This window comes from Streptococcus halitosis, assembly GCF_027691175.1.
GTDB lineage: Bacteria > Bacillota > Bacilli > Lactobacillales > Streptococcaceae > Streptococcus > Streptococcus halitosis_A.
On the sequence record NZ_JAQFBD010000001.1, the window covers coordinates 35,609 to 53,149 of the forward strand.

Consider the following 17,541-nt stretch of genomic DNA (forward strand, 5'->3'; position numbering starts at 1 on the left):
GAAAAATCAATGAAAAAAGAACAAATTCCTAATGTATTAACTATTGGTAGAATTCTCTTCATACCTCTCTTTATTCTTATTTTGACTTTGGGCCATTCACAAGGCAGTCATTTGCTAGCAGCGATCATCTTTGCAGTTGCTAGTATAACGGATTATCTTGATGGCTATCTTGCTCGTAAATGGAATGTAGTCAGCAACTTTGGAAAGTTTGCTGATCCGATGGCCGATAAGCTGTTGGTTATGTCAGCTTTTATCATGTTGATTGAGTTAGGTATGGCTCCAGCTTGGGTTGTTGCTATTATCATCTGTCGTGAACTTGCGGTGACAGGCTTGCGTTTGTTGCTTGTTGAGACGGGGGGGACAGTTCTAGCAGCAGCGATGCCAGGGAAAATCAAGACCTTTAGTCAGATGTTTGCCATTATCTTTTTGCTCTTACATTGGGATTTAATTGGTCAGCTGTTGCTTTATATCGCTTTGTTTTTCACTATCTACTCTGGCTATGATTATTTCAAGGGTAGCGCTCATGTATTCAAAGGGACATTTGGTTCAAGATGAAATCGATTATTGAAGTAAAAGAACTGTCTTTTCGTTATAAGGAAAATCAGGAACATTATGACGTTAATAACGTTTCGTTTCACGTGAAACGTGGAGAATGGCTTTCAATTGTAGGTCATAATGGGAGTGGGAAATCGACAACTATCCGTTTGCTTGATGGCTTGTTTGAAGCAGAGTCTGGGGAAATCTGGATAGATGGGCAATTGTTGTCCTCTGAGAATGTTTGGGACTTACGCCGTCAAATTGGTATGGTTTTTCAAAATCCAGATAACCAATTTGTGGGTGCAACTGTTGAAGATGATGTCGCCTTTGGCTTAGAAAATCAGGGACTTCCTCGAGAAGAAATGAAGAAGAGAGTGGCTGAATCTTTGGAGTTGGTAGGGATGCTGGACTTTAAGAAGAGAGAACCAGCTCGCTTATCTGGTGGACAAAAACAGCGGGTGGCTATTGCGGGAGTTGTTGCCCTAAGGCCAGCTATTTTAATTCTGGATGAGGCTACAAGTATGTTGGATCCCGAGGGACGAAGAGAACTGATTCAGACAGTTCAAGAGATTCGAAAAGACCATCAGATGACAGTCGTCTCCATTACACATGACTTGGAAGAAGTTGCGATGAGTGACCGTGTCTTGGTCATGAAAAAAGGCCAAGTGGAGTCAACCAGCAGCCCAAGAGAACTTTTTTCTCGGGATGACCTTGACCAGATAGGGTTGGATGAACCTTTTACTAATCAATTGAGAGAATCTTTGAGAGAGACTGGTTATCAGTTGCCGGATGACTATTTGACAGAAGGAGAGCTAGAGGACAAGTTATGGGAATTACTCTAGAAAATGTGAGCTTTACCTATCAAGAGGGAACTCCCCTATCTTCATCAGCCTTGACTGATGTTTCTTTGACGATTGAGGATGGTTCCTATACAGCTTTAGTAGGGCACACAGGTAGTGGGAAATCAACGATTTTACAGCTTTTAAATGGCCTATTGGTACCAAGTAAGGGTTCTGTTCGAGTTTTCGATACCGTCATTACCCCTACATCAACCAATAAAGAAATTCGTCAGATTCGAAAGCAAGTTGGTCTAGTGTTTCAATTTGCTGAAAATCAGATTTTCGAAGAGACTGTTTTGAAAGATGTTGCATTTGGACCGCAAAATTTTGGAGTTTCTGAGGAAGAGGCCAAGAAAATTGCGCGTGAAAAGTTAGCCTTGGTAGGCATCGATGAGTCACTCTTTGAGCGCAGTCCTTTTGAACTTTCGGGTGGCCAAATGAGACGTGTGGCTATAGCAGGTATGCTAGCCATGGAGCCAACTGTCTTGGTTTTGGATGAGCCGACAGCAGGGCTAGATCCTCTGGGCAGAAAAGAATTGATGACCCTGTTTAAAAAACTTCACCTTTCTGGAATGACAATCGTTCTGGTAACGCATTTAATGGATGACGTAGCTACATATGCTGATCAGGTCTATGTTATGGAAAAGGGGCGTTTAGTCAAAAGTGGTAAACCGAGCGAAGTTTTCCAAGATGTAGCCTCTATGGAAAAAGTGCAGTTAGGTGTGCCTAAAATCACAGCCTTTTGTAAGCGTTTGGCAGATAGAGGTGTAGCTTTTAAAAAACTGCCAATCAAGATAGAGGAGTTTAAGGAGTCGCTAAATGGATAGTATGATTTTAGGGCGTTATATACCGGGGGATTCCATCATTCATCGCTTGGATCCCCGTAGTAAATTGCTCGCTATGATTCTGTTGATTTTGATTGTATTTTGGGCTAATAATCCTCTCGCTAATCTCATTCTTTTTGTAGCGACAGGTATATTTATCGCTTTGTCGGGCGTTTCCCTCTCATTTTTTGTTCAGGGATTAAAATCCATGTTCTTCCTGATTGCTTTTACGACTCTTTTTCAGCTCTTTTTCATTTCAAGTGGAAATGTCCTATTTGAGTTTTCTTTTATAAGAATAACGGATTATGCTTTGCAACAAGCGGGAATCATTTTCTGTCGTTTTGTGTTGATTATTTTCTTTTCAACCTTGCTGACATTAACGACCATGCCTTTGAGTCTGGCAGCTGCAGTTGAAGCACTTTTGGCGCCTCTGAAACGCGTGAAAGTTCCCGTTCATGAAATTGGCCTCATGTTATCAATGAGTTTGCGTTTTGTTCCAACCTTGATGGATGACACAACGCGAATTATGAATGCTCAAAAAGCCCGTGGAGTTGACTTTGGTGAAGGTAGCATCGTTCAAAAAGTAAAGGCTATGATTCCAATTTTAATTCCTCTTTTTGCTACGAGCTTAAAACGTGCAGATTCATTGGCAATTGCCATGGAAGCGCGTGGTTATCAGGGAGGAAAGGGTAGAAGTCAGTATAGACAATTGAGATGGAGTCAAAAGGATACACTGGCAATTCTTGTGATTTTGGTACTGGGATGTTTCTTATTTTTCTTAAAATCTTAGCAGGTTTGTAGGATTGATAAGAAGCTCACTGTAGCAGATTTTTAGTATAAAGGTAGGAATATGAACCGTTTTAAAAAATCAAAATATCTAATCATCGTTTTTGTCACAGTTTTGGCAGTTTCTGTTCTATTAGTGACAACCTATTCAAGCGCTATTGTGACGAAACTAGGAGATGGGATTTCTTTAGTGGATAGAATTGTCCAAAAACCCTTTCAGTGGTTTGACGATTTCAAATCGGATTTGGACCATTTGACGCAGACTTATAATGAAAATGAAAGCTTAAAAAAGCAACTCTACAAACTAGAAGTGGAGTCTAATCAATCAGAAAGTTTAAAAAATGAAAATGAACAACTACGTCAGTTGCTGGATATGAAGTCAAAATTGCAGGCTACAAAAAACTTAGCAGCAGATGTGATTACGCGCTCACCGGTATTTTGGAAGCAAGAGTTAACGATAGATGCAGGAAGTTCAAAGGGTGCTTCTGAAAATATGTTGGCCATTGCAAACGGGGGCTTGATTGGCAGTGTTTCAAAAGTGGAGGATCATTCAACAACGATCAACCTATTGACAAACACCGAAAATTCAGACAAAATTTCCGTTAAAATCTTGCATGGTTCTACTGAAATTTACGGAATTATCGTTGGTTATGACAAAGAAACCGAACTTCTTAAAATTAGTCAATTAAACAGTAACAACGACATTAGTGCCGGAGATAGGGTGACTACAGGGGGGCTTGGAAACTTTAATGTTAAGGATATTCCTGTTGGAGAGGTTGTTGCTACAACTCATAGCAGTGATTATCTAACACGAGAGGTAACAGTAAAGTTAAGTGCTGATACTAAAGATCTTCATGTGGTAGAGTTAGTGGGGAATTAGCAATGAGACTGTTAAAACAAGTTGGTATTTTCTTTTTACTTCCTTTTCTTGTGCTAATTGATGCACATATTGGTCAATTAGTAGAATCCTTTTATCCACATTTTCACTTAGCAAGTCATTTCCTGTTTTTATTTCTCTTGTTTGAGACAATTGAGGTATCAGAATACTTCTATTTAGCTTATTGCTGTATAGCAGGTTTGGTGTACGATATCTATTTTTTCCACTTGATAGGAATTGCGACACTTTTATTTATCTTGATAGGTGCCTCACTTCACAAGTTTAATAGTGTAACTTTGTTGAACCGTTGGACGAGAATGTTAACAATAGTTGTGATGAGCTTCCTATTTGATATGGGTAGTTATCTTCTGGCCCTTGCTATGGGACTGACAGTAGAATCAATGCCAGTTTTCATTGTTTACAGCCTTGTCCCATCAATGATTTTAAACTTTTTATGGATGCTTATTTTCCAATATATTTTTGAAAAATATTATCTATAAGAAAGAAATAAAAATGTAACAAAGGCGTAATATTTATTATGTCTTTTTTTGGTATACTAGTAATGTCTTAAATAGAAGGAGTATCTACACAATATGAAGAAAAAAATCTTAGCGTCACTTTTATTAAGTACAGTATTAGTGTCTCAAGTGGCAGTGTTAACAACTGTTCACGCTGAAACAACTGATGAAAAAATTGCTGCTCAAGATAGTAAGATTAGTGACTTGACAGCTCAACAAAAAGAAGCTCAACAACAGGTAGATGAAATCCAAACGCAAGTTACAGCCATTCAAACACAGCAAGCAAACTTACAAGCTGAAAATGAAACACTACAAGCGGAATCTAAAAAACTCGAAGGAGAAATTACAGAGCTCTCTAAGAATATTGTTGCTCGTAATGAATCTTTGGAAAAACAAGCACGTAGCGCACAAACAAACGGTGCTGCAACTAGCTATATCAACACAATTGTAAATTCAAAATCAATTACAGAAGCTATTTCCCGTGTTGCGGCTATGAGCGAGATTGTATCGGCTAACAACAAAATGTTAGAGCAACAAAAAGCTGATAAAAAATCAATTTCAGAAAAACAAGTCGCAAATAATGAAGCAATCAATACTGTCATTGCGAACCAACAAACGCTTGCTGACGATGCACAGACATTGACAACAAAACAGGCGGAGTTAAAAGTTGCTGAGTTGAACCTTGCTGCAGAGAAAGCTACTGCAGAAGGTGAGAAAGCTACCTTGTTGGAACAAAAAGCAGCAGCAGAGGCAGAAGCGAAAGCAGCAGCTGAAGCAGAGGCAGCTTATAAAGCACGTCAAACAAGTCAACAACAATCAGTTGTTGCTTCTGGAAACACAAGTTTCTCAGCTCAAGTGCAAGCAACATCTACATCAACGTCAGCATCAGCATCTGATGACGAGGACTCAAGCTACACTCCAGCACCTACACCTACTCCAACTCCTACTAGACAACGTCCAACATACAGTACAAATGCTTCAAGTTATCCAACTGGTGAATGTACTTGGGGAGCTAAAACATTAGCACCTTGGGCTGGAGATTACTGGGGTAACGGAGCACAGTGGGCTACAAGTGCAGCAGCTGCAGGTTTCCGTACTGGTTCTCAACCACAAGTTGGTGCGATTGCATGTTGGAATGATGGTGGCTATGGACACGTAGCGGTTGTTACAGCAGTTGATTCAACTACTCGTATTCAAGTATCAGAATCAAACTATGGTGGAGATCGTACAATCGGTAACAAACGTGGATGGTTCAACCCAACTACAACATCTGAAGGTTATGTTACTTACATTTATCCAAACTAATGAATGAAACGAAGAGGCTCGATTTGAGCCTCTTTTATTATTTTTAATCGAGAGCAAGATCGAAATCTATCAAAATCACTTGAAAATATCGCTAAAATGTGGTAGAATGAAACTTGTCGTGTAAACGATAATACTCATTCTTGATGAATTGTGAAACTGTTGCCCTCGGGTCGTTTTGCAAGTTGAAATCAAGAAGAGGAAAAAAACAAAAAGGAGAAATACTCATGGCAGTAATTTCAATGAAACAACTTCTTGAGGCTGGTGTACACTTTGGTCACCAAACTCGTCGCTGGAACCCTAAGATGGCTAAGTACATCTTCACTGAACGTAACGGAATCCACGTTATCGACTTGCAACAAACTGTAAAATACGCTGACCAAGCATACGACTTCATGCGTGATGCTGCGGCTAACGATGCAGTTGTATTGTTTGTTGGTACTAAGAAACAAGCTGCTGATGCTGTTAAGGAAGAAGCAGAACGTTCAGGTCAATACTACATCAACCACCGTTGGTTGGGTGGAACTCTTACGAACTGGGGAACTATCCAAAAACGTATTGCTCGTTTGAAAGAAATCAAACGCATGGAAGAAGAAGGAATCTTTGATGTTCTTCCTAAGAAAGAAGTTGCACTTCTTAACAAACAACGTGCACGTCTTGAAAAATTCTTGGGTGGTATCGAAGACATGCCTCGTATCCCAGATGTAATGTACGTAGTTGACCCACATAAAGAACAAATCGCTGTTAAAGAAGCTAAAAAATTGGGAATCCCAGTTGTAGCGATGGTTGACACAAACACTGATCCAGACGATATCGATGTAATCATCCCAGCTAACGATGACGCTATCCGCGCGGTTAAATTGATCACAGCTAAATTGGCTGACGCTATCATCGAAGGACGTCAAGGTGAAGATGCAGCAGCAGTTGAAGCAGAATTTGAAGCTTCAGAAGCTCAAGCTGACTCAATCGAAGAAATCGTTGAAGTTGTAGAAGGCGACAACGCTTAATTCAAATAAGTAATCATTACCTAGGAGGGCGGGGCTTAGCCCGGCTCTCCTATTTTTAAAAAATATAGGAGAATCAAAATGGCAGAAATTACAGCTAAACTTGTTAAAGAGTTGCGTGAAAAATCTGGTGCTGGTGTTATGGACGCTAAGAAAGCATTGGTTGAAGTTGAAGGTGATATCGAAAAAGCAATCGAATTGCTTCGTGAAAAAGGTATGGCTAAGGCAGCTAAGAAAGCTGACCGTGTTGCAGCTGAAGGTTTAACTGGTGTATTTGTTAACGGTAACGTTGCAGCAGTAGTTGAAGTAAATGCTGAAACTGACTTCGTTGCAAAAAATGCTCAATTTGTTGACTTGGTAAATGCTACAGCTAAAGTAATTGCTGAAGGAAAACCAGCTAACAACGAAGAAGCTCTTGCCTTGACAATGCCTTCAGGTGAAACTCTTGAAGCAGCCTATGTATCTGCAACAGCTACAATCGGTGAAAAAATCTCATTCCGTCGTTTTGCTTTGCTTGAAAAAACAGATGCACAACACTTTGGAGCATACCAACACAATGGTGGACGTATCGGTGTTATCTCTGTCATCGAAGGTGGAGATGAAGCACTTGCTAAACAAATCTCAATGCATATCGCTGCGATGAAACCAACAGTTCTTTCTTACAAAGAATTGGATGAGCAGTTCGTTAAAGATGAGTTGGCACAATTGAACCACGTGATTGACCAAGATAATGATAGCCGTGCAATGGTTGGTAAACCAGCTCTTCCACACTTGAAATATGGATCAAAAGCTCAATTGACTGATGAAGTGATTGCTCAAGCTGAAGAAGATATCAAAGCTGAATTAGTTGCAGAAGGCAAACCCGAAAAAATCTGGGACAAAATCATCCCAGGTAAAATGGATCGCTTCATGCTTGACAACACTAAAGTTGACCAAGCATACACACTTCTTGCACAAGTCTACATCATGGATGACAGCAAGACAGTTGAAGCTTACCTTGAATCAGTAAATGCTTCAGTAGTTGAGTTCGCTCGCTTTGAAGTTGGTGAAGGTATCGAGAAAGCTGCAAACGACTTTGAAGCAGAAGTTGCAGCTACAATGGCAGCAGCCTTGAATAACTAAAGAATCTGAAACAAAATAGTTCTCAGCCATAAAAAAGCTAGAGATTTCCAATTGAGGAACTCTAGCTTTTTAATTTTGACTCCTTCTCTTATTGTATTTTAAGAGGTTATTGGCAATGAGTACGAATCCTATGTTAATTCTCACTTGGGGCTTACCTCTCAGATTACATCTCGTGTAACCCCAACAAGCCTTTATCTGCCCTAAAACTTTGTTTTAGAGAATAGGCTCTATATGAGTATATAAAAAGCCCTATAATAAGGGCTAAATTTAGGAGGCTACACTTCAAATTCATAGAGTGCTGTAGACAAATAACGTTCGCCGTTATCTGGTGCTAAAGCAAGGACTTTCTTCCCTGTACCTAATTTCTTGGCAACCTCAATTGCCCCGTAAATTGCTGCAGCTGAAGAAATCCCAACAAGGAAGCCTTCTTTTCCACCAATTTCACGTCCGAGTGCTAGAGCATCATCTGACGTTACGCGGACGATACCATCATAGGCCTTTGTATCAAGTGTTTCAGGAATAAATCCAGCTGAGATACCTTGAATTTTGTGAGGTCCTGGTTTTTCACCAGACAAGATAGCTGACTCGTCTGCCTCAACTGCATAAACTTGAATGTTTGAATTTGCTACTTTAAGAGCGTGAGAAACACCTGAGATCGTTCCACCAGTACCAACACCACCCACAAAAGCATCTAGTCCATCAGAACCGAAAGCAGCTAGTATTTCAGCTCCTGTTGTTCTTTCGTGCACTTCTGGATTAGCTGGATTATTAAATTGGAGTGGAAGGAAGCCGTCACGTTCAGCAGCGATTTCCTGAGCTTTGGCAATAGCCCCTTTCATTCCTTCGCTACCAGGAGTGAGGACGAGTTCAGCACCATAGGCTTGGATAATCTTGCGTCGTTCCACACTCATCGTTTCAGGCATGACGATAACAACTTTATATCCTTTAGCAGCACCAACCCATGAAAGACCGATACCAGTGTTTCCACTCGTTGCTTCAACAATAGTAGCACCCGGTTTTAGAATACCATCTTGTTCTGCTTTTTCAATCATGCTAAGGGCAATACGGTCTTTGACTGAAGATCCTGGGTTAAAGGCTTCTAGTTTAACATAGACGTCTGCAGCATCCTCTGGAACAATGTTGTTGAGTTTAACAATCGGTGTTTGTCCAATAAGTTCAGTGATATTATTATAAATAGTCATAGATATACCTCTTTGTATAAGATGATACTAGTATAACGCGCTCAAGGCTATTTGTAAAATATAGAAATCCTATCAAAGTGATAGGATTTTTTTATATCAAAGGTCTAAGTCATTAATTTTTAATCGATTGTGATAAGCCAATTCTAATAAATAGGTGTAAAGCGGAAGGATGTCCGTTTTTTTAGGGAATTCAAATTTATGGAAACTCAGGTGCTCATTGTGTGCTTTTAGAAAGATATTTTCTAAATAAGTGATCGTAATCTCACTATCATCTATACCTGCTCCAGCAGTTTCCATTTCAACGTTTACAATGTTCATCAAAAAAAGTGACTTAACAGACGTCTTGCGACCAGTAGCACTTTGCTTATCTGTAAAAATAATGCGGATATTTGTAAAGATGATTGAATCTCGAATAAGTTTATACCCGCTTTGAATTTCTTCATTCTCTAGTAGATATTGTCCATATTCTTTAATAAGAGTCTCTTTGTTTTCCTCGCTAAAATTTCCAGCAAGTCCTTGAATAAATTTCCCAAAAGCCATGTATTTCTCCTTTGTTTACACTAAGTTTACAGGAACTTCAACTTCTCGTAAACCTTGATCTGTTAAAGTAACCTTTCCATTAAAGAACTCAACAAGAGCAGCCTTGATATTTTCTTTCTCTTCCTTATCAACATAAATCATTGTATCAACTTGATCTGTAAAGTTTGTATCCAGCTCCATGAGATGATGTTCTTTAAGAAAGTTACTGTACTCTTGGTATTGAGCATAAGAAATTTGAATGGCTATGCCAGCCTGCTCTTTGATTTCAATAATGCCTATTTCTTTGACAGCCAAGGCTACACTTCCTGCGTAAGCACGGATCAAACCGCCAGCACCTAGTTTGATGCCACCAAAGTAGCGTGTCACTACCACACAGAGATTGGTTAGATTATGATTTTCTAAGACACCCAGCATAGGGACTCCAGCAGTACCACTAGGTTCCCCATCATCACTCGTACGTTTGATTTCACTGCGTTCCCCAATAATAAAGGCAGAGCAGTTATGGGTGGCTTTGTAGTGTTCTTTTTTGACAGCAGTGATAAAGTCACGAGCTTCTTCTTCACTATAGACACGCTTTGCGTGACAGATAAAGCGGGACTTTTTGATTTCTTCTTGGACTTGGCCGTCCTCTTTAATTGTTCTAAATTCCATGATTTAATTGTACTAAAAAATCACCTAAAGCGCTAGATTTTTACGAATAAAGAAGTATGAAAGTAAATCCAAATTACCTCGGTCGCTTGTTTACTGAGAAAGAATTAACTGAAGAAGAACGACAGGTAGCAGTGAAATTGCCAGCAATGAGAAAAGAGAAGGGGAAACTGTTTTGTCAACGTTGTAATAGTAGTATTCTAGAAGAATGGCATTTACCTATCGGCGCTTACTATTGTAGGGAGTGTTTACTGATGAAGAGAGTCAGGAGTGATCAAGCTTTATACTATTTTCCGCAGGAGGATTTTCCTAAGCAAGACGTCCTCAAATGGCGTGGTCAGTTAACCTCTTTTCAGGAGAAGGTATCAGAGGGGTTGATTCGAGCAGTCGAAAAGAAAGAACCGACTTTAGTTCATGCTGTGACAGGAGCTGGAAAGACAGAGATGATTTATCAAGTTGTGGCCAAAGTGATTGATGATGGTGGTGCAGTTTGTTTGGCCAGTCCTCGCATTGATGTGTGTTTGGAACTGTATAAGCGACTGCAGAATGACTTTGCTTGCGAGATAGCTCTTCTTCATGGAGAATCAGAACCTTATTTCCGAACACCATTAGTTGTTGCGACAACCCATCAGTTATTAAAATTTTATCATGCTTTTGATTTGCTGATAGTGGATGAGGTAGATGCCTTTCCTTATGTTGACAACTCTATGCTTTACTATGCTGTAAAGAATAGTGTAAAGGAGGATGGATTAAGGATATTCCTTACAGCGACTTCTACAGATGAGTTAGATAAGAAGGTTCGCACTGGAGAATTAAAACGATTAAGCTTGCCGAGACGATTTCATGGAAATCCTTTGATTATTCCTAAACCTGTCTGGTTATCAGATTTTAATCGCTGTTTAGAAAAAAATCAGTTATCAACCAAGTTAAAGACCTATATTGAGAGGCAGAGAAGAACAGGTTATCCGTTGTTAATCTTTGCATCAGAAATTAAAAAAGGCGAGAAACTAAAAGAAATCTTGAAGGAGCAGTACCCGAATGAGAATATCGGATTTGTGTCTTCTGTCACAGAAGACCGATTAGAGCAGGTGCAAGCTTTTCGAGATGGAGAACTAACAATACTGATTAGTACGACAATCTTGGAACGCGGGGTTACCTTCCCTTGTGTGGATGTTTTCGTAGTAGAAGCTAATCATAGGCTCTTTACCAAGTCTAGTTTGATTCAGATTGGTGGTCGAGTTGGGCGTAGTATGGACAGACCAACTGGTGAGTTGCTCTTTTTTCATGATGGATTAAATGATTCCATCAAGAAGGCAATCAAGGAAATCAAACAAATGAACAAGGAGGCGGGGTTATGAACTGTTTATTATGTGGTCAGACCACAAAGAGTGAGTTAACTTTTGGTAGTCTCTTCATTTTGAAAGATGACTGCAGTTATCTTTGCTCAGCTTGTGCTTCTAGTTTTGAGAAGATTGGTGAGAAATATTGTCCAAACTGTATGAAAACAGATATGTCAACTAAGTGTCAAGATTGTAAACTTTGGTGTAAAGAAGGAATTCGGGTTGATCATAAGGCAATCTTTACCTATAATCAAGCTATGAAAGACTTTTTCAGTCGATATAAGTTTGATGGCGATTTTTTGCTTAGAAAAGTTTTTGCTTCCGTTCTTGCTGAGGAGCTGAAAAAGTATAGAGGTTATCAATTTGTGTTGATTCCCCTAAGTCCTGAAAGATTACTTGAGAGGGGATTTAACCAAGTTGAGGGTTTGGTCGAAGCGGCAGGCTTTTCTTTTAAAGATATATTAGGAAAAAGAGAAGAGAGTTCTAGTTCTTCTAAAAGCCGTTTGGAAAGGTTGGCTACTAAAATTCCATTTTTTATTAAAGATGGGATCTCACTTCCTAAGAAGATTTTGCTGATTGATGACATCTATACAACAGGTGCAACTGTGAATCGTGTAAAACGACTTTTGGAAGAAGCGGGTGCTTTGGAAGTTAAAACCTTTTCCCTTGTAAGATGAGGAAAAAATTTGCAAAATGAAAATGAAAGCGTTATAATATAGTTAGAAAAACAAAAATGTTTAGAAAGAAGGTACTTATATGATTAAATATAGTATCCGTGGTGAAAACCTAGAAGTAACAGAAGCAATTCGTGATTATGTAGTTTCTAAACTCGAAAAGATCGAAAAGTATTTCCAACCAGAGCAAGAGTTGGATGCACGTGTGAATTTGAAAGTTTACCGTGAGAAAACAGCAAAGGTTGAAGTAACAATTCCACTTGGATCTATTACTCTTCGTGCAGAAGATGTTTCTCAAGATATGTATGGTTCTATCGATCTTGTAACAGATAAAATTGAACGTCAGATTCGTAAAAATAAGACTAAAATCGAACGTAAGAATAAAAATAAAGTTGCGACAAGTCAACTCTTTACAGATGCTCTAGTTGAAGATGCAGATGTTGTGCAACCTAAAGTCGTTCGTTCAAAACAAATTGATTTGAAGCCAATGGATTTAGAAGAAGCCCTTCTTCAAATGGATTTATTGGGACATGATTTCTTTATTTATGTAGATGTAGAAGATCAAACAACTAATGTTTTGTATCGTCGAGAAGATGGTGAAGTTGGTTTGCTCGAAGTAAAAGAATCATAAAATTGAAATAACTAATAAGAGTGGTTTACTGATTTGTAAACCACTTTTTCTTGTGCCTATAAGTAAGTAGAAAAACGAGGAAATCCTTGATAAAACAGTCAGAATCGACCCCTATAATCTGAACTTATAGGGGTGTTTATATTTATTAAGTAGACAAAATAATACCCTAAGGGATAGAATGGGGTTGTCAACAAATAGCGAATACAAAAATGTAAGCGCTCTTATAACAAATAAAGGAGTCATAACTATGGCAACAAAAGAAGAAATTTTACGCGAACTATATCCTGAGGACCTTTTTCACTATGCGGATGGTCTAACTTTGGGTGAAGCAGAGGTTTTACAAGAAACTCGCCGTTTGATTGAGAAACATCTCCGTCCGGTTATTAATGAATACTGGGAAAAACCTGATTTTCCTTTTGAAGAATTCTATGCTGTGGCTAAGGGCGCTCAAATTATGAACAATCCAAAATTGTTTGAAGGACGTGAGGGTAGCTGGAAACCATCTGAACTTTATATTGCTTTCTTGTATCTTGAACTTGCTCGCTTCGATGCTTCTATGGCAACATTCTACACCGTTCATGGTGGACTTTGCTACAACACAATTCTCTTGGGTGGTGATGAGCGTCAACAAAAAGAATTTCTTCCAAAATTAGCTGCATTTGATTGGCAAGGTTGCTTCGCTTTGACTGAACCTCTTTCAGGTTCTGATATTGCTGGAGGACTTGCAACTACTGCAGAACGTGTTGGAGACAAGTGGATTCTAAATGGTGAAAAACGCTGGATTGGTGGTTCAGATACTGCAGATGTCGTTCCTGTATTTGCTCGTGATGTTGCGGATGGCAAGGTGAAATGCTTTATCGTTCGTAAGGGAGCTCCTGGATATCATGCGGAACCAATCCCACATAAGATTGCTCTTCGTTGTGTCCGCAATGGCCATATTACTATGAAGAATGTAGAGGTTCCAGATTCAGACCGTTTGGTAAATATCAATGGTTTTGGTGATGTAGCCCGTATCTTGACCTTCACTCGTGCGGACGTTGCTCACATTGCTATGGGAGTGACTTGTGGATCTTATGTAGCAGCTCTTAAATATGCTAAAGATCGTGAACAGTTCAAACGTCCAATTGCCAAATTCCAAATTGTTCAAGAAAAATTGGCTCGTATGCAAGCAAATGCTGTAGCAGTTATTGCTTATTCAACTCGTATTGCTGAGATGCAAGAGAAAGGGAATGAATTGATGCTTAACTCTGCTCTTGCTAAGATGCACAATTCCTTGGTGATGCGCGAAACAGTTGCCCTTGCTCGTGAAACTTGCGGAGGTAATGGTATTACACTTGAGACAGACGTTGCTCGTTTCTTTGCAGATGCTGAATCAATCTATACCTATGAAGGTTCACACGAAGTGAATGCCTTGATTGTTGGTCGTGAGATTACTGGACTAGGTGCCTTTGTTTAATGTCAGAAGGGCGATTGAAGGATTTCTGTTCAATCGTCCTTGCTTCATGCACTGGATTTTTGTAAAATAAGAAGGAGAAAATAATGATATCTAAGGTGATGATTATTGGTTCTGGTCAAATGGGAAGCGGAATTGCTCAAGTATTTGCTCAGGCTGGTTTTACAGTTTACTTAAATGATATTAAAGAAGAATTTGTTCAAAGAGGCTTGAATAATATCACAAAACAATTGGAACGTTCAGTTGAAAAAGGACGGATGTCTGCGGATGAGAAGGATCAGGTATTGGCCAATTTGATTCCATCTGTTTCATATGAAGATGCGAAACAAGTCCAATTGGTGATTGAAGCTGCAACTGAGAATCGTGAGATTAAGTTGAATATTTTCAAACAATTGGATGAATTGACAGATCCTAAAACTATCTTAGCATCAAACACATCCTCTTTGTCAATCACGGATATAGCTGCTGCTACTAAACATCAAGAGCGCGTGATTGGAATGCACTTCTTTAATCCTGCCCCAATCATGAAACTTGTAGAGGTTATTAAGGCCTTGCAGACTTCAGAAGAAGTGGTTCAGGCGGTTCGTGAACTGACAGTGAAAATTGGTAAAACACCAGTTGATGTTAAAGATTCTTATGGTTTTGTTGTGAACAGAATTTTGATTCCTATGATCAATGAAGCCATTTACATTCTAGGTGAAGGAGTGGCTAGTGCCGAGGAAATCGATGAAGCGATGAAACTTGGTGCAAATCATCCTATTGGACCTTTGGCTCTTGCTGACTTGATTGGGTTGGATGTTTGTTTGGCTATTATGGGCGTCCTAAACCAAGGGTTTGGTGATCAAAAATACCGTCCTGCCCCTCTTCTTAAGAAAATGGTCGAAGCAGGAAAATTGGGACGGAAGACAAAAGAAGGCTTCTTTACTTACTAGACACTGATGGAGGTAGTCATGAAAGACGTAGTTATTGTTTCGGCAGTGCGAACACCTTTAGGTTCCTTTGGCGGGAGCTTGAAGAATGTTTCTGCTGTTGATTTGGGATCTTTGGTCATTAAGAGTGCTTTGGAAAAAGCGAATATTAAACCAGAGCAGGTAGATGAAGTGATTATGGGGAATGTCCTAGGCGCAGGTTTAGGCCAAAACGTGGCTCGCCAAATGAGTATTCATGCTGGGCTTCCTGAATTTACACCAGCCTTTACCATTAATAAGGTTTGTGGTTCCGGTTTGAAGGCAGTGCAGTTAGCTGCTCAAGCGATTCAGTGTGGAGATGCAGATATTGTCGTGGCTGGTGGTGCAGAAAACATGAGCCAGGCTCCATATGTTTTGCCAAGCTTCCGTTGGGGTGGCCGTATGGGAGATTCGAAAGTGGTAGATACCATGATTAAGGACGGTTTGTCTGATGCCTTTAACGAATACCATATGGGGATTACAGCTGAGAATGTGGCAGAAGAATATGGTATTAGCCGGGATGATCAAGATGCGCTTGCTTTGGAATCTCAAAAACGAGCAGTGGCGGCTATAGAATCTGGACGTTTTAAGGAAGAGATTGTTCCGGTGGTCATTCCTCAACGTAAAGGCGATCCTATCGTCTTTGATACAGATGAATTTCCTAGAAAAGATGCTAGCTTGGAGAGTCTGTCTAAGCTACGTCCTGTTTTCAAAAAAGACGGTTCTGTTACAGCGGGAAATGCCTCAGGTATCAATGACGGAGCAGCGGCTGTCTTGGTCATGAGCGCTGAAAAAGCTGAAGAATTGGGACTTCCAGTCATTGCGCGCATTCGTTCGTATGCAAGTGCAGGTTTGGATCCTAAAATTATGGGATGTGGACCGATTTATGCGACTCGCAAAGCTCTAGAAAAAGGCAATTTGACAGTTGATGATCTTGACTTGATCGAGTCAAATGAAGCCTTTGCTGCTCAGGCTTGTGCGGTTGGGAAAACACTTGGCTTTAACACAGATATTGTCAATGTCAATGGTGGCGCGATTGCTCTTGGTCATCCAATTGGAGCTTCAGGCTGCCGTATCTTAGTGACTCTGGTACATGAGATGATGAAACGTGATGCCAAAACTGGTTTAGCAACTCTCTGTATCGGAGGAGGGATGGGAACAGCCCTCATCGTTGAACGTTAGTTATTAGAAAACTGAACGTCATTTCCTCTTTTTCAATATTACGATTACAAAATGAGATATTGATCCGATCTCATAGTTACATACCTTATCAAGTGTCTTTCTCCGAAAGTGCCTGATAAGGTATTTTTGCTTTTCCTAAGACTTTGAGGATAGATTGAATGGCTCTATTCTATAAGCTGGACTTATAGGTCTATAAATAAAGATTAAGTAGACGGATAGGGAAAAAAGGATTATGATGAAAATGTAAGCTCTTACATTTTGTGTTGGTATTTGTTGACGCTGTACTCTGTACTCAAAATAAATCAAGTAGGAGCAAAACAATGAGTAAAACTGTTTTATTAGAGGTTAAGAATGGTCTTGGCTATCTAACAATTAACCGTCCATCGGCTTTGAACGCTTTAAGTTCAGAAGTCTTAAAGGATTTGAATCTCGTTTTAGACCAAATTGAAGCTAGCGAGGACATTCGTGTTGTCATCGTGACTGGTCAAGGGGAAAAAGCATTTGTCGCTGGAGCAGACATTAAAGAGATGGACCAAATGTCTCCAATTCAGGCTCATGAATACATGACCTATGCGAACGACACCTTTACCCGTTTATCTGAATTGACTCAACCAACTATTTCAGTATTGAATGGGTATGCTTTGGGAGGCGGTCTAGAATTAGCTCTTTCAACTGATATCCGAATCGGCTATGACAAGACAATGGTTGGCTTCCCTGAAGTTGGCTTGGGAATCATTCCTGGTTTTGCAGGTACTCAAAGAATGTCTCGTTTGATTGGTACTAGTAAAACAAAGGAATTAATCTTTACTGCTAGAATGGTTAACGGACAAGAAGCATATGATCTTGGAATTCTTAACAAGTTGGTAGCAGCAGAAGAACTATTGCCTGCGGCAGAAGAGCTGGCAGGAGCGATTATGAAAAATGCACCGCTAGCAGTTGAAAAGGCTAAACATATTATCCAAGTTGGCTCAGAACTCCCTCTGAAAAATGCTATTCGTTTGGAAACAGAAGCGGAAGCTCTACTCTTCTCTACAGAAGATAAGGTAGAAGGAATGCGTGCTTTTGTTGAAAAACGCAAGGCTGTATTTCAACGTAAATAAGAGAGGCGATAGGTT

At 39.7% G+C, this 17,541-nt stretch carries 19 protein-coding genes; 16 read left to right on the forward strand and 3 right to left on the reverse strand.

The features are described from left to right. Nucleotides 1-9: 9 nt before the first annotated feature. From pgsA to tsf, 9 genes are all read left to right on the forward strand, one after another. Nucleotides 10-555, forward strand: a complete 546-nt coding sequence (gene pgsA / locus PG086_RS00175; protein WP_248025613.1) for a CDP-diacylglycerol--glycerol-3-phosphate 3-phosphatidyltransferase — start codon at nucleotides 10-12, stop codon at nucleotides 553-555. Then, on the forward strand, nucleotides 552-1,379 hold the full coding sequence (locus PG086_RS00180) for an energy-coupling factor ABC transporter ATP-binding protein (RefSeq protein WP_270747099.1): 828 nt from the start codon (nucleotides 552-554) through the stop codon (nucleotides 1,377-1,379). Before pgsA ends, PG086_RS00180 begins: the two co-directional genes overlap by 4 nt. Then, a complete protein-coding gene (locus PG086_RS00185; protein WP_033584628.1) occupies nucleotides 1,364-2,203 on the forward strand; it encodes an energy-coupling factor transporter ATPase in 840 nt (279 codons plus the stop codon). The genes PG086_RS00180 and PG086_RS00185 overlap by 16 nt, the downstream gene beginning before the upstream one ends. Beyond that, nucleotides 2,196-2,990: an energy-coupling factor transporter transmembrane component T family protein gene (locus PG086_RS00190; RefSeq protein WP_000377878.1), complete on the forward strand. Its 795-nt coding sequence runs from the start codon at nucleotides 2,196-2,198 to the stop codon at nucleotides 2,988-2,990. The genes PG086_RS00185 and PG086_RS00190 overlap by 8 nt, the downstream gene beginning before the upstream one ends. Before the next feature lie 60 nt (nucleotides 2,991-3,050). Next, the gene (mreC, locus tag PG086_RS00195) at nucleotides 3,051-3,866 is read left to right on the forward strand and encodes a rod shape-determining protein MreC (protein WP_007520952.1); all 816 of its coding nucleotides are present in this window, start codon (nucleotides 3,051-3,053) and stop codon (nucleotides 3,864-3,866) included. A gap of 2 nt (nucleotides 3,867-3,868) precedes the next feature. Continuing rightward, nucleotides 3,869-4,363, forward strand: coding sequence for a rod shape-determining protein MreD (mreD, locus tag PG086_RS00200; RefSeq protein WP_001237922.1), 495 nt, complete (start codon nucleotides 3,869-3,871; stop codon nucleotides 4,361-4,363). Between the two features lie 93 nt (nucleotides 4,364-4,456). Next, the gene (gene pcsB / locus PG086_RS00205; protein WP_000727001.1) at nucleotides 4,457-5,686 is read left to right on the forward strand and encodes a peptidoglycan hydrolase PcsB; all 1,230 of its coding nucleotides are present in this window, start codon (nucleotides 4,457-4,459) and stop codon (nucleotides 5,684-5,686) included. 224 nt (nucleotides 5,687-5,910) lie between these two features. Further along, complete coding sequence (rpsB, locus tag PG086_RS00210) at nucleotides 5,911-6,690, forward strand: 30S ribosomal protein S2 (protein WP_000268476.1); 780 nt, start codon at nucleotides 5,911-5,913, stop codon at nucleotides 6,688-6,690. 78 nt (nucleotides 6,691-6,768) lie between these two features. Further along, nucleotides 6,769-7,809, forward strand: a complete 1,041-nt coding sequence (gene tsf, locus PG086_RS00215; protein WP_000808084.1) for a translation elongation factor Ts — start codon at nucleotides 6,769-6,771, stop codon at nucleotides 7,807-7,809. A gap of 275 nt (nucleotides 7,810-8,084) precedes the next feature. On the opposite strand, the gene cysK is transcribed toward tsf, so the two are convergent. The 3 genes from cysK to PG086_RS00230 all read right to left on the reverse strand — a co-directional run bounded on the left by cysK (nucleotide 8,085) and on the right by PG086_RS00230 (nucleotide 10,202). Further along, on the reverse strand, nucleotides 8,085-9,011 hold the full coding sequence (cysK, locus tag PG086_RS00220; protein ID WP_270747101.1) for a cysteine synthase A: 927 nt from the start codon (nucleotides 9,009-9,011) through the stop codon (nucleotides 8,085-8,087). 96 nt (nucleotides 9,012-9,107) lie between these two features. Continuing rightward, nucleotides 9,108-9,551: a PH domain-containing protein gene (locus PG086_RS00225; RefSeq protein ID WP_270747103.1), complete on the reverse strand. Its 444-nt coding sequence runs from the start codon at nucleotides 9,549-9,551 to the stop codon at nucleotides 9,108-9,110. Nucleotides 9,552-9,566: 15 nt separating this feature from the next. Continuing rightward, nucleotides 9,567-10,202, reverse strand: coding sequence for a YigZ family protein (locus PG086_RS00230; protein WP_270747105.1), 636 nt, complete (start codon nucleotides 10,200-10,202; stop codon nucleotides 9,567-9,569). Nucleotides 10,203-10,258: 56 nt separating this feature from the next. Between PG086_RS00230 and PG086_RS00235 the strand changes: the two genes are divergently transcribed. The 7 genes from PG086_RS00235 to PG086_RS00265 all read left to right on the forward strand — a co-directional run bounded on the left by PG086_RS00235 (nucleotide 10,259) and on the right by PG086_RS00265 (nucleotide 17,526). Further along, the gene (locus PG086_RS00235; protein ID WP_270747107.1) at nucleotides 10,259-11,557 is read left to right on the forward strand and encodes a DEAD/DEAH box helicase; all 1,299 of its coding nucleotides are present in this window, start codon (nucleotides 10,259-10,261) and stop codon (nucleotides 11,555-11,557) included. Further along, nucleotides 11,554-12,216, forward strand: a complete 663-nt coding sequence (locus tag PG086_RS00240) for a ComF family protein (RefSeq protein ID WP_270747108.1) — start codon at nucleotides 11,554-11,556, stop codon at nucleotides 12,214-12,216. The genes PG086_RS00235 and PG086_RS00240 overlap by 4 nt, the downstream gene beginning before the upstream one ends. A gap of 79 nt (nucleotides 12,217-12,295) precedes the next feature. After that, nucleotides 12,296-12,844, forward strand: coding sequence for a ribosome hibernation-promoting factor, HPF/YfiA family (gene hpf / locus PG086_RS00245; protein WP_000599116.1), 549 nt, complete (start codon nucleotides 12,296-12,298; stop codon nucleotides 12,842-12,844). 247 nt (nucleotides 12,845-13,091) lie between these two features. Continuing rightward, on the forward strand, nucleotides 13,092-14,300 hold the full coding sequence (locus PG086_RS00250; RefSeq protein ID WP_000201480.1) for an acyl-CoA dehydrogenase family protein: 1,209 nt from the start codon (nucleotides 13,092-13,094) through the stop codon (nucleotides 14,298-14,300). An 80-nt stretch (nucleotides 14,301-14,380) separates the two neighbouring features. Continuing rightward, nucleotides 14,381-15,229: a 3-hydroxybutyryl-CoA dehydrogenase gene (locus tag PG086_RS00255; RefSeq protein WP_084853109.1), complete on the forward strand. Its 849-nt coding sequence runs from the start codon at nucleotides 14,381-14,383 to the stop codon at nucleotides 15,227-15,229. Nucleotides 15,230-15,247: 18 nt separating this feature from the next. Beyond that, nucleotides 15,248-16,426 carry an acetyl-CoA C-acetyltransferase gene (locus PG086_RS00260; protein WP_000656061.1) on the forward strand — a complete coding sequence of 393 codons (1,179 nt, stop codon included), beginning with the start codon at nucleotides 15,248-15,250 and terminating at the stop codon, nucleotides 16,424-16,426. 320 nt (nucleotides 16,427-16,746) lie between these two features. Next, nucleotides 16,747-17,526: an enoyl-CoA hydratase/isomerase family protein gene (locus PG086_RS00265; RefSeq protein WP_000048046.1), complete on the forward strand. Its 780-nt coding sequence runs from the start codon at nucleotides 16,747-16,749 to the stop codon at nucleotides 17,524-17,526. Nucleotides 17,527-17,541: the final 15 nt, after the last annotated feature.